The sequence below is a fragment of the Candidatus Frankia nodulisporulans genome, from assembly GCF_902806475.1.
Classification (GTDB): Bacteria; Actinomycetota; Actinomycetes; order Frankiales; family Frankiaceae; genus Frankia; species Frankia umida.
The window spans coordinates 1-11,886 of sequence record NZ_CADCWS010000128.1; the positions used below are offsets into that span (position 1 = coordinate 1).

The window sequence follows — 11,886 nt, forward strand, 5'->3', positions numbered from 1 at the left end:
CTACCTGCAACGACGTTCCCCCGAACTGGAGGGTGCGCTCGAGGCCAGCGACCGGGCGCTCGACGTCGCCGGTCAGGTCACCTCGCTGCGGATCGTCACCAAACTCACCGAACTCGACGACGCGCTCAGCGTGCACTCCACCGTCGCCGTGCGCGAATGGCGCACCCGGGCCCGTGTGCTGTCCGCCGCCCGGCCGGCCGGCGGTCCCACCGCCGCCTGAGGCGTCCAGCGTCGCCGGTCACTGGCTCGCCGCACGCCCGGCCGCTGGACGGGGAGCCCTGGACGGGGCACCCTGCGCGCGGCCGGGCGAGCGGGGCGGGCACTCTAGGAATCGTGAGCTCCACGCAGGAATCCGGGCAGACCATGCCGGACCCACCGTCCCCCACTCCGCCCTCGACGTCGGCGCCCGGCGACATTCCGGTCGCCGCCGCGGAACCCACCACGCCGACGCTGCCCAGCATCCCGACGGTGATCACCATCGTGGCGTGGGTGGTGACGGGCGGCCTGGCGCTGCTCGCGCTCGGTCGTCTGGTCCACCTCGACGACGCGATCGACTGGCCGTACACCGTCGTCAACGCGCTGACACCGCTGCTGTACCTGCCGGCCTACGCCGCCGTCGCGGTGGCCTTCGCCCGGCGGCGCAACCTGCTGCTGATCGTCTCGGTGGCGCTGATCGCCGTCCACGCGTTCTGGACGGTTCCCGAGCTCCTGCCCGGACACGCCGAGAACGCCGCGTCCGGCTCGGCCCGGATCAGGGTGATGTCGGCGAACCTGCGCTACGACAACGCCCACGCCGACCGGCTGGGCGCGCAGATCCAGAGCGCCAACCCGGACGTGCTGGTCCTGCTCGAACTGACACCGCTGACGTTGGCGAAGGTGGCCTCTACCTGAGCGCTGCGCCCCTATATACCTACCACGAGGTGGGGCGACGAAGGGCGCGTTCGGGGCGGGGATCTACTCCCGGTTCCCGCTGCGCGACGCCGCGGCACCGACGGTCGGTGACGGGATGTCGCTGCGCGCCACCGTCCAGGTCGACGAGAACCGGCGTTTCGTGATGTACGCCGTGCACACCATCTCGCCGACCTCCAGCACCTACACCACCCGCTGGCGGACGCAGCTGACCGAACTACGCCACGAGGCGCGCACCGCCACCCTCCCGGTGATCATGGCCGGGGACTTCAACGCCACCCGCGACCACCGCCCGTTCCGCCAGCTCGTGGACGCCGGTGTCCGCGACGCGCACGACGTGGTCGGCGGCGGCTGGGAACCGACGTGGAGCGCCACGGCCGTGATCGTCCCGCCGGTCCTGCGCATCGACCACGTGCTGGCCTCCCCCGCCTTCGCGGTGACCGGTTTCAGCGTCGGACGCGAAGACGGCAGCGACCACCTGCCCATCCTCGCCGATCTGGCCATGCGCTAGCGCGGACGCCGGTCAGCGGCCGGTGAAGACGGCCTTGCCGGGGCCGTCCGAGACGAAGGAGGTCAGGCCGACCCGTCGGTCCTCGGTGGCCCACAGGCCGGCGAACAGCGCCGCCTCCAACCGCAGCGCCTCCGACAGAGCGAGCTCCGCCCCGTCGTCGATCGCCTGCTTGGCCGCGGCCAGCGCCTGCGCCGGACCGGCCACGTACCGTCCGGCGATCTCCCGGGCCCGCGGCAGGACCTCCGCGGCCGGCACGACGACGTCGGCGATGCCGATCCGCTCGGCCTCCGCCGCCCGCACCTGACGGCCGCTGAAGACCAGGTCCTTGGCCCGCGACGGTCCGATCAGCCGCGGCAGCCGCTGCGTGCCACCGGCCCCCGGGATGACACCCAGCGTGATCTCGGGCACGCCGACCTTGGCGTTGTCCGCCAGGACCCGTACGTCCGCGCACAGCGCGAGCTCGAGTCCACCGCCGAGCGCGAAGCCGGTGACCGCGGCGACCACCGGCTTCGGGATCCGCGCGACCAGCTCGAACGTCGAGGACAGGTCGCGCACCCAGGCGGTCACCTCGGCGAAGTCCATCGACGCCATCTGCTTGATGTCCGCGCCGGCCGCGAAGACCTTCTCCCCGCCGTAGAGCACGACCGCCCGGACCGCCGGATCCCGGGTGGCCTCGAGCGCGGCCGTCCGCAGCTCGCCGGCGACCGTCGCGTCCAACGCGTTCATCGGCGGTCGATCAAGCCGGATGGTCCCGATCCCGCCGTCGACCTCGAGCCGCACGACGCTCATCTGCCTGGTCCTCCCACCGTCGGAAATCTCCCCCACCCCCGATCGCGGAGGCAGGCAGTGCTGTGCGTCCGGCCACCGGGACGACGTCCCGTCCGAGCCGAACACGCGCCGTGGCCGGTCCATCCGTCCGGCCCGTCGCAGGCCACGATAGGGCGACCGGCACTGATCTTCATCGCTCACGAACCGTCACGACAGTTCGAACATCGACATCGACGTCGACATCGGTGTTCGAGCGACGCCATGGCGGACGGTGGGCTAGCGTCAACCGAATGTCTGATGTCGGCGCAGCTGAGCGGGTTCGTGAGCTGGGTCAGGTAAGCCGGGCCGACCGGAGCGCGGCGGCGCCGCTCGGGGTGACGTTCGACGGCGCCGGGGTGAACATCGCGGTCGTCGCACCGGGGGCGGACGCGGTCGAGTTCTGTCTGTTCGACGCGGCGGGCGCCGAGACCCGGCACCGTCTGCCCGAACGCGACGGCGGGGTGTGGCACGGCTACCTGCCGGGGGTACGTCCGGGCACGCGGTACGGGCTGCGGGCCCACGGGCCCTACGACCCGGATCGCGGGCAGCGGTACAACCCGGCGAAACTGCTGGTGGATCCGTACGCGCGGCAGGTGACCGGCGCCCTGCGGGCCGACCCGGCGATCTACGGCTTCGGTGGTGGCGATCCGTACGGACGTGACCCGGACTCCCGCGACTCCGCCCCCTACGTCCCCCGCTGCGTGGTCACCGATCCGCACGGCGACGCCCGCGACACCGGTCACCCCGACGACACCGGACGTCCCGGGGATGGTGCGCGGGAGCGGGGTCAGGATGGTGGGTACGGGCATCCGGCGCGGAATCGGCCGGCGACACCGTGGTCGCGCACGGTGGTGTACGAGGCGCACGTCCGCGGGCTGACCCGTCGGCATCCGGGGATACCTCGGGAGCTGCGGGGCACCTACGCGGGGCTCGCGCATCCGGTGGTGGTGGAGCATCTGGTCCGGCTGGGGGTCACCGCCCTCGAGCTGCTGCCGGTGCACGCGTCGGTCTCCGAACCGGTCCTGCTCGAGGCATCAAAGATCAACTACTGGGGTTACAACACGCTGGCGTTCTTCGCGCCGCACGCGGCCTACGCGGCCAGCGACGATCCGGTGGGCGAGTTCCGGACGATGGTGGCCACCCTGCACGCCGCCGGGATCGAGGTGCTGCTCGACGTCGTGTACAACCACAGCGCCGAGGGCAGCGAGCGGGGTCCCACGCTGTCGCTGCGCGGCCTGGACAACACGACCTACTACCGGGTCGAGCCCACCGATCCGCGGCGCTACCGGGATGTCAGCGGCTGCGGCAACACGCTCAACGTGACGAACCCACACGTGGTGAAGCTGATCTGCGACTCGCTGCGGTACTGGGTCAGCGAGATGGGTGTGGACGGGTTCCGTTTCGACCTCGCCAGCGCCCTGGCCCGCAACCCCGACGGCTTCGACCCGGCGTCACCGCTGCTGACCGCGATCCACGCCGACCCGCTGCTGTCCGGGGTGAAGCTGATCGCCGAGCCCTGGGACGTCGGCTCGGACGGCTACCAGGTGGGCGCGTTTCCCGCGCCGTGGGCCGAATGGAACGGCCGTTTTCGCGACACGGTGCGCGACGCCTGGAACGGACGCACCAGTGCCGTCGCCGACCTCGGCTATCGGCTCACCGGCTCGTCCGACCTGTTCGAACATGGTGGACGTCGGCCGTGGGCGTCGGTCAACTTCGTCACCTCGCATGACGGCTTTCCGCTGGCCGACCTCGTCTCGTACGCGACGAAGCACAACGAGGCCAACGGGGAGGGCAACCGGGACGGGGAATCCGACAACCGGTCGGCGAACTACGGCGTCGAAGGACCCACGGACGATCCGGGCACCCTCGCTCTGCGGCGCCGGGTCCGCCGTGGACTGCTGACCACGTTGCTGTTGTCCGCCGGGGTACCGATGCTGCTCGCCGGGGACGAACTCGGCCGCACCCAGGGCGGCAACAACAACGGCTACTGCCAGGACAACGAGACATCCTGGCTCGCCTGGTCCGACAGCACCTCGACTGACAGCACCTCGACTGACAGCACCTCGAGTGACAGCGCGGAGGCGACCGGAAGCGACGATCCGGCCGGCGACGATCCGATGCTCACGCGCCTGGTGTCGGGGCTGGTCGGCCTGCGCGGTGAACTGCGTTCGCTGCACCGCGACCGGTTCTTCCACGGCGGCGAGTCCGACACGCGGGAACTCGCCGACATCACCTGGCTACGGGCGGACGGACAGGTGATGTCGCAGGCGGACTGGTGGGCGGCCAGGCTGCTCACCCTCATCGCCCATATCGCCGGCGACCCGGCCGGCGACGAGCGGTCGGGGCTGCTGTGCGTCCTGCATCCGCACGGGGAGGACACCGTCGTCACCCTGCCGGGCGCCCCCTGGGCGCAGCGGTTCGAACTCCTGCTGGACACCGCCGAAGAGGATCTCGGTGGTTTCGCGGCGCCGCGGCCGGCCGACGGGCGGACGCCGGCGGGCGGGCGGGCACTGGCGGTCGGGGAACAGCTGGCCGTACGCGCCCGCAGCGTCGTGCTGCTGCGGGCGCGTCGACCGGCGACGACGGATGCGCCCGACCACCGGCCGGCGGCGACGAACCCGGGCTGGTGAGCACCACCAGCCGCGCGGGGTCCGACGGCCGGCGGGGAAGCCGGCCACCGGATCCGAGGGTGGTTACGGGTTGGCGACTAGGCCCAGTTCGGCGACGCTGGCGGCCAACGGGTGCCGGGGCAGGACCCGCACGGTGTAGCCGAACGGGCCGGTGCGACCCAGCGGGATGACACCCTCGTAGCGCAGGGCGCCCTCGGCGTCCTCGACCCGCTGCAGCGACAGCGTGGCGGGGACGAGGATGCGGTCGGCGAGGTCCACCCGGCCGTAGGAGGCGATCACGTCGACGTCGGTCGGGGCGAGCCCACCGAGGTCGACCGTCGCGCGGACCACCAGTGACTGGCCCACCTGGGGGGTGTCGCCAAGGCCGGCGGAGTCGACGTTGAGCACCCGCACCCCCGACCAGGCGCCGCGCACCCGCGCCTTCCACGCCGCCAGGTCACGTGCGCCGACGAGGCCGTCGGCGGCGACGGCGCGGGCGGACGCCCCGGCCGGCACGTAGTACCGATCGACGTACTCCTGCACCATCCGGCTGGCCAGCACCTGCGGGCCGAGGGTGGACAGGGTGTGGCGGACCATCGACGTCCAGCGCCGCGGCGACGAGGTGGGCGTCTCACGGTCGTAGAACCGGGCGGCGACGGTGTTCTCGATCAGGTCGTACAACGCGGCGGACTCGATGTCGTCACGACGGTCGGGGTCCTCGACGCCGTCCGCGGTGGGAATCGCCCAGCCGTTCTGGCCGTCGAACATCTCGTCCCACCAGCCGTCCCGGATGGACAGGTTCAGGCAGCCGTTGAGCGCCGCCTTCATCCCGGACGTGCCGCAGGCCTCCAGCGGACGCAGCGGGTTGTTCAGCCACACGTCCGAACCGGAGTAGAGGAACCGGGCCATGCCGATGTCGTAGTCGGGCAGGAAGACGATCCGGGCACGGACGGTTGGGTCGTCCGCGAACTGCACGATCTGCTGGACGAGCTGCTTTCCACCGTCGTCGGCGGGATGCGCCTTGCCGGCGATCACCATCTGGATCGGGCGTTCGGGATGCAGCAGCAGACGGCGCAGCCGGTCCCGGTCGCGCAGCATCAGCGTGAGTCGCTTGTAGGACGGCACCCGGCGGGCGAAACCGATCGTCAGGATGTCCGGGTCGAACACCGACTCGATCCAGTCGAGTTCACCCGGTGCCGCCCCGCGCTCCAGCCAGGATGCCCGCAGCCGGCGGCGGACCTCGGCGACCAGGCGCTCCCGCAGCACCCGGCGGGCCGCCCAGACGACGTCGTCGTCCAGGGTGCCGAGGGCGTCGAAACCGGCGGTGTCGTCGCCGAGCAGACCCGCGCCGGACGCCCGCTCGGCGAGTTCGAGCACGGTGCGCGACACCCAGGTCGGGGCGTGCACACCGTTGGTGACCGAGCCGATCGGCACCTCGGCGGAGTCGAATCCGGGCCACAGGCCGGCGAACATCTCCCGGCTGACGATCCCGTGCAGCTTGCTGACACCGTTGGAGCGCTGCGCCAGGCGCAGGCCCATGTGCGCCATGTTGAACACGTTCGGGTCGGGTTCGACACCGAGGTCGAGGATGCGCTCGACGTCCACCCCGGGCCAGGCGTTGTCCCCGCCGAAGTGGCGGGCGACCAGGTCGCGGGGGAACCGGTCGATGCCGGCGGGCACCGGGGTGTGCGTGGTGAACAGCGTGCCGGCGCGGGCGGCCTCGAGCGCCTCGTCGAAGCTCAGGCCGGTCTCGACCAGTTCGCGGATGCGTTCGAGCCCGAGGAAGCCGGCGTGCCCCTCGTTGGTGTGGTAGACCTCCGGTGCGGGCGTCCCGGTGACCGCCGCGTAGGCGCGCAGGGCCCGCACACCGCCGATGCCCAGCAGCATCTCCTGTAGCAGCCGGTGGTCGGTGCCGCCGCCGTAGAGCCGATCGGTGACGCCGCGTTCGGCCGGCTGGTTGTCCTCGACGTCCGAGTCGAGCAGCAGCAGCGGTACCCGGCCGACCTGCGCCTTCCAGATCTGCGCGTGCAGGGTGCGGCCCTCGGGCAGGCCGACGGCGACCTTGACCGGACGTCCGTCGGCGTCGGTGAGCTGGGTCAGCGGCAGACCGTGCGGGTCGATTCCCGGGTAGCGCTCCTGCTGCCAGCCGTCCCGCGACAGCGACTGGACGAAGTACCCCGCCCGGTACAGCAGGCCCACGCCGATGATCGGCACGCCGAGGTCGCTGGCGGTCTTGAGGTGGTCGCCGGCCAGGATGCCCAGGCCACCGGAGTACTGCGGCAGCACCTCGGTGATGCCGAACTCCGGGGAGAAGTACGCGATCGCCGACGGTGCGCTCGCCGCGTGCCGCCGCTGGTACCACAGGTCCGCGCTCAGATAGTCCTGGAGGTCGTCGGCGAGGTCGGTCAGCCGGCGGACGAACCGGCGGTCAGCCGCGAGCGCGACGAGCCGATCGTGGTCGACCTCGCCGAGCAGGCGAACCGGGTCACCCTTGGTAGCCCGCCACAGCTCCGGATCGACCGTCTCGAACAGGTCGAGTGTCTCGGGATGCCAGGACCAGCGGAGATTCAGGACTAGTTCCCCCAGCGGAGCAAGCTGCTCCGGGAGCTGCGCACGGACGGTGAACCGTCGGAGGGCTCTCACGAAGTGGTGAGCCTAGACAGTCCGGGTGACGTCAGCACACGCGGGTTCGACCTGCAGGTTACGTTCACCGAACAACTCACGTGGTGGCGTGCCGATCGGTCACGTTCCTGCGCGGTTCGCCCGGCCGGACGGCTCATCTGACCGTCCGGCCGGGCGCGCCGGGGCGGCTACTCCTCGTCGTCGCGGGCGCCGCGGACCCGGTCGGCGATGACGGCCATGACGGCCGGGTCGCGCAGGGTCGTGACATCCCCGAGTTCGCGGCCGGCGGCGACATCGCGCAGCAGACGGCGCATGATCTTGCCGGAGCGGGTCTTGGGCAGGTCGTCGGCCCAGATGATCCGACGCGGCCGGGCCAGTTTGCCGATCCGCCGGGCGACATGGTCGCGCAGCTGCGCCTCGACCTCGGCGTCACCGATCCGCTCCCCGGCGAGCGTCACGAACGCGACGATCGCCTGCCCGGTCTGCTCGTCGGGTTCGGCGACGACGGCGGCCTCGGCCACCGCCTCGTGGGCGACGATCGCCGACTCGACCTCGGCGGTGGACAGCCGATGCCCCGACACGTTGATCACGTCGTCGATCCGGCCGATGATCCAGAAGTAGCCGTCGGCGTCCAGCCGGGCCGCGTCGCCGACCACGTACGTCGACGGACCGAACCGGGAGAAGTAGGTCTCGACGAACCGTTCGTCGTCCTTGTAGAGGGTGCGCAGCATCGACGGCCACGGTCTGGTGATCACCAGGATGCCGGTGCCCTCGGTGAGCGGCATACCGTCCTCGGCGAACAGCGCCGGGCTGATGCCGGGCAGCGGACGGGTCGCCGACCCCGGCTTGGTCGCCGTGACGCCCGCTAGCGGTGAGATGAGCACCGAGCCGGTCTCGGTCTGCCACCAGGTGTCGACGATCGGGCAGCGGCCGCCGCCGATCACCAGGTGGTACCACAGCCAGGCCTTCGGGTTGATCGGCTCGCCGACCGTCCCCAGCACCCGCAGCGACGACAGGTCGTGGCGGCCGGGAAACTCCGGCCCCCATTTGATGCAGGTCCGGATCGCGGTCGGCGCCGTGTAGAACACGGTGACCCGGTACTCCTCGATGATCCGCCACCAGATATCCCGGTCCGGATAGTCCGGGGCCCCCTCGTACATGACGGACGTCGCGCCGTTCGACAATGGTCCGTACACGATGTACGAATGGCCGGTGATCCAGCCGACATCGGCGGAACACCAGTACACGTCGGTGTCGGCGTCGATGTCGAACACCATGCGGTGGGTGTAGGTCGCGCCCAGCAGATAGCCGGCGGTGGTGTGCAGAATACCTTTCGGTTTCGCCGTGGAACCGGAGCTATACAAGATGAACAACGGATGTTCGGCGGGCAGCGCCACCGCCGGGCAGTCCGGTTCCGCGGCGGCGAGCAGTTCGTCGTACCAGACGTCGCGCCCCGCCGTCATCGGCACCACACCGGGGTGTTCTCCCGGCCCGCGCACGACCACGATGTGCGCCAGCGCCGGCAGCTCGCCGAGTTCGGCGTCCACCGCCGCCTTCACCTCGGCTCGTTTCCCCTTGCGCCGCGCCCCATCGACCGTGACCAGCACCTTCGCCTCGGACACCGCCATCCGCTCCGCGACGGCGGACGGCGCGAACCCCCCGAACACCACGTTGTGCACCGCCCCGATACGGGCGCAGGCCAACATCGCCACGGCCACCTCGGGGATCATCGGCAGGAAGATCCCGACGACGTCCCCGGCCTGGACGCCCAGCTGACGCAGCCCGTTCGCGAACGCCTGCGTGTCGGCGAGCAGCCGCGCGTAGGTGACGTCGCGCCGTTCCCCCTCCTCCCCCCGCCAGTGGAACGCGACGCGTTCACCGCGACCGGCGGCGACATGCCGGTCGAGGCAGTTCACCGAAAGATTCAGCGTCCCGTCGGCGAACCAGGTGTAGAAGGGCGGGTTACTGTCGTCGAGTACCTGGGTGAACGGGGTCTCCCAGGTGAGCAGGTCACGGGCGGCGTCGGCCCAGAACCCCTCGAGGTCGGCGTCCGCGGCGGCCTGGTCGGCCTCGATGTGACGGCGGCGGGTGAATCCGGCCGGTGGCTCGAACCGCTCCACCGCCAACAGTTCCTCGAGTGTGCGCTCGAGTGAGACCTCGGTTCTGGCCTCGGGCGTGGCTTCCACATCGGTCACGGTTCCTCCCACGTCGCTGTGTCCTGGGAACGGCTCTCCGGTGTACCACGATTGTTCACCGTCAGGCCGGCACCACCGCCCCGCCATCCCAGCGGCCGTCGGCGCGGACCTGGGCCAGCAGGGCGCTCAGGAGCTGCTCACCGGCCCGTCCGCCGGCGTCCGCGGTGATCGTGACATGGGGGGCTGTCCAGGCGAGTTCGTGCAGTTCGCCGTGTGCCGGTCGGACGGCGGCGTCCGCGGCGAGCAGCATCGGGATGTCGAGCACGGAGTCACCGGCGGCCAGCTGGACCCGGGTGCCGGTGCGACGGCGCACCTCGTCCACCGCCCGTTGCTTGGTCAGGGCGGTGGGCACCAGGTAGACCTTGCGGCCCTGCTGGGACACCGACCAGCCGCCCGCCTCGACCTGGACGGTCAGGGCGGCGAGATCGGGGATGTCGAGGCGGTCGTGGGCGACCACGTAGACGAACAGGTCGTCGGCGGCGCGCACCGTGCGGGCCCAGCCGGCGGCGAACCGCTCGGCGAGCCCGAGCATCGTGGCAGGCGGGGCGCAGCCGGTGAGGTCCGCGGCGACGGTGGCCGCCCAGGCGGGGTCCGGCTCGCCGTCGACCAGCAGGTGCCCGCCGTTGGCGGCGATCGCGTACCTCGGCCGGATGCCCAGGTCGACCCGGCGGTACTGGGCCAGCGTCCGGGTGGTGACGGGGACGACGACGGCGACGCGGTCCAGTTCGGCGAGCAGTTCCAGCTCCCGCGCGGTGGCGTAGGACTGCGGCGCGCCGTTGTACCGCTCCACCTCCCGCACCACCACCGCGGCACCCGCCGCACCCGCCGCCGAGGCCAGGCTGTCCTCCGCCGACGAGACCGCCGCCGATGAGCCCTCCGCCGGTGCGACCGGGATGGGCAGCAGCAGCGAACGGGCGGAGAAGATCAGCGTCTTGTCCAGGTCAAGGGCGGCCAGGTGGAGCGGCCCGGCGCCGACGGTCGCCGAACCGACGGTCGCCGAACCGACGGTCACGGAACCGGGCAGGCGCGACCCGGCGGCGACCGGTTCGACGGTGCTCACGTGGTCGGGGGACGCCAGCGGGCCCCGGGGGTGTGGAACGTGGGGGTGGCACCGAGTGGACGGACCAGGCCGACGCAGGAGAAGGGCAGGTCGGCCCGCTCCTCGACGGGGACCCCGCGGTCGGCGGCGAGGGCGAGCACATGGGCGAGTTCGTCGAGGCGGTCGGGGGCGACCAGGATGCGCCAGGGCACCCGGCGCAGCAGGACCCGGGTGGCCTCGCCGACACCGGGCTTGACCATGACCACGTCGGGGATGTCGTAGTCGGCGGCGATCCGTTCCACCGCCGCCCAGCCCTCCCAGGTCGGCGTGCGGTCGGCGGCCCACAGGGCCGGCCAGGCGGCATCGACCTCGTCCGCGACCGCGTCGAACTGCGCGGCGACCGTCTCGATGAAGTGGCGGGACAGGTCGTGCGGGGCGAGGTCACGGTAGAACTTGGCGCCGTGGAAGTCGTCCGGGCCGATGTGCTCGGCGTTCAGGACGGTGCGGCTGACCAGGCCGCTGACGGTCGAGTTCAGGCAGGCACTGGGGATGAGGAAGTCGTCGCGGGTGCCATAGAGGGACACGCAGCGAGCCGGGTCGGCGAGCACGGCGAGGGTGTCGTCCAAGCCGAGACCGGCCAGCGCCTCGGTGAGCACCCGGGTCATCACGCCCTTACCGGTCCAGCCGTCGACGAACTGCAGCGCGGCGCGGTCGAAGCGGTCGGTGAGGTGGCGCACGGCGTTCATGTCCACCCCCCGATCCTTGATCACCGAAATGGCGTGGTGGGGGACGTCCAGGCCGTGGCGGAAGACGTACCAGCGACGCATCAGGATGCCGACCGGGGTGCCGGCCCGGGCGATCGACACCAGCACCGGCTCCGGCTTGGTCACCCGCACCAGTTCGGCGACCACCCCGGTGGCCAGGGCCACCCGCCGGGCCGACCGTTCCAGTGCCTGGTGGTAGAGCCGCAGGTAGCTGTCGTCGGGCTGGTACTCGACCGGGAGATCCTCGGAGTAGTGCCGGCCGGCCTGCATCGCCTCCTCCCGGTCCTCGGTGGGCCGTTCGAGGTCGACGTCGCTGAGGTCGGTGAGCAGGAACGTGACGTCCGCCGGGTCGTAGGACCCCGACCCGATCGTGCGCACTGGCGTGGTCATGGAAGCGTTCTGTCCCCTCAGAGGGAGGCCACCATCGGCG

Annotated in this window: 8 protein-coding genes and 1 pseudogene; 4 read left to right on the plus strand and 5 right to left on the minus strand. The window is 71.7% G+C overall.

Going from position 1 to position 11,886, the window contains the following annotated elements; all coding sequences use genetic code 11:
* The 3 genes and pseudogenes from G6R24_RS12825 to G6R24_RS22375 all read left to right on the plus strand — a co-directional run.
* Positions 1–220 (plus strand): annotated as a pseudogene (locus G6R24_RS12825) (transcriptional regulator); the annotation flags it as partial.
* A gap of 113 nt (positions 221–333) precedes the next feature.
* Positions 334–891: a hypothetical protein gene (locus tag G6R24_RS22370; protein ID WP_225438464.1), complete on the plus strand. Its 558-nt coding sequence runs from the start codon at positions 334–336 to the stop codon at positions 889–891.
* Between the two features lie 79 nt (positions 892–970).
* Complete coding sequence (locus tag G6R24_RS22375) at positions 971–1,420, plus strand: endonuclease/exonuclease/phosphatase family protein (RefSeq protein WP_476695822.1); 450 nt, start codon at positions 971–973, stop codon at positions 1,418–1,420.
* Positions 1,421–1,432: 12 nt separating this feature from the next.
* On the opposite strand, the gene G6R24_RS12835 is transcribed toward G6R24_RS22375, so the two are convergent.
* Positions 1,433–2,209, minus strand: coding sequence for an enoyl-CoA hydratase/isomerase family protein (locus tag G6R24_RS12835; RefSeq protein ID WP_163549485.1), 777 nt, complete (start codon positions 2,207–2,209; stop codon positions 1,433–1,435).
* Positions 2,210–2,478: 269 nt separating this feature from the next.
* Here G6R24_RS12835 and glgX point away from each other — a divergent pair, with 269 nt between their 5' ends.
* Positions 2,479–4,857, plus strand: coding sequence for a glycogen debranching protein GlgX (gene glgX / locus G6R24_RS12840; protein ID WP_163549486.1), 2,379 nt, complete (start codon positions 2,479–2,481; stop codon positions 4,855–4,857).
* Between the two features lie 63 nt (positions 4,858–4,920).
* On the opposite strand, the gene glgP is transcribed toward glgX, so the two are convergent.
* From glgP to G6R24_RS12860, 4 genes are all read right to left on the minus strand, one after another.
* Positions 4,921–7,479, minus strand: coding sequence for an alpha-glucan family phosphorylase (gene glgP / locus G6R24_RS12845; protein WP_163549487.1), 2,559 nt, complete (start codon positions 7,477–7,479; stop codon positions 4,921–4,923).
* Positions 7,480–7,646: 167 nt separating this feature from the next.
* Positions 7,647–9,740: an acetate--CoA ligase gene (acs, locus tag G6R24_RS12850; RefSeq protein ID WP_163549488.1), complete on the minus strand. Its 2,094-nt coding sequence runs from the start codon at positions 9,738–9,740 to the stop codon at positions 7,647–7,649.
* Positions 9,715–10,665 carry a sucrose-6-phosphate hydrolase gene (locus tag G6R24_RS12855; protein ID WP_163549490.1) on the minus strand — a complete coding sequence of 317 codons (951 nt, stop codon included), beginning with the start codon at positions 10,663–10,665 and terminating at the stop codon, positions 9,715–9,717. Before G6R24_RS12855 ends, acs begins: the two co-directional genes overlap by 26 nt.
* A 44-nt stretch (positions 10,666–10,709) precedes the next feature.
* The gene (locus tag G6R24_RS12860; RefSeq protein ID WP_163549489.1) at positions 10,710–11,846 is read right to left on the minus strand and encodes a cysteine protease StiP family protein; all 1,137 of its coding nucleotides are present in this window, start codon (positions 11,844–11,846) and stop codon (positions 10,710–10,712) included.
* Positions 11,847–11,886 lie beyond the last annotated feature (40 nt).

What these genes read in the sequence shown, in the direction of transcription:
- G6R24_RS12835 (WP_163549485.1), bottom strand. Translation starts at nt 2,209, where the DNA reads ATGAGCGTCGTGCGGCTCGAGGTCGACGGCGGGATCGGGACCATCCGG.
- glgX (WP_163549486.1), top strand. Translation starts at nt 2,479, where the DNA reads ATGTCTGATGTCGGCGCAGCTGAGCGGGTTCGTGAGCTGGGTCAGGTA.
- acs (WP_163549488.1), bottom strand. Translation starts at nt 9,740, where the DNA reads ATGGCGGGGCGGTGGTGCCGGCCTGACGGTGAACAATCGTGGTACACC.
- G6R24_RS12860 (WP_163549489.1), bottom strand. Translation starts at nt 11,846, where the DNA reads ATGACCACGCCAGTGCGCACGATCGGGTCGGGGTCCTACGACCCGGCG.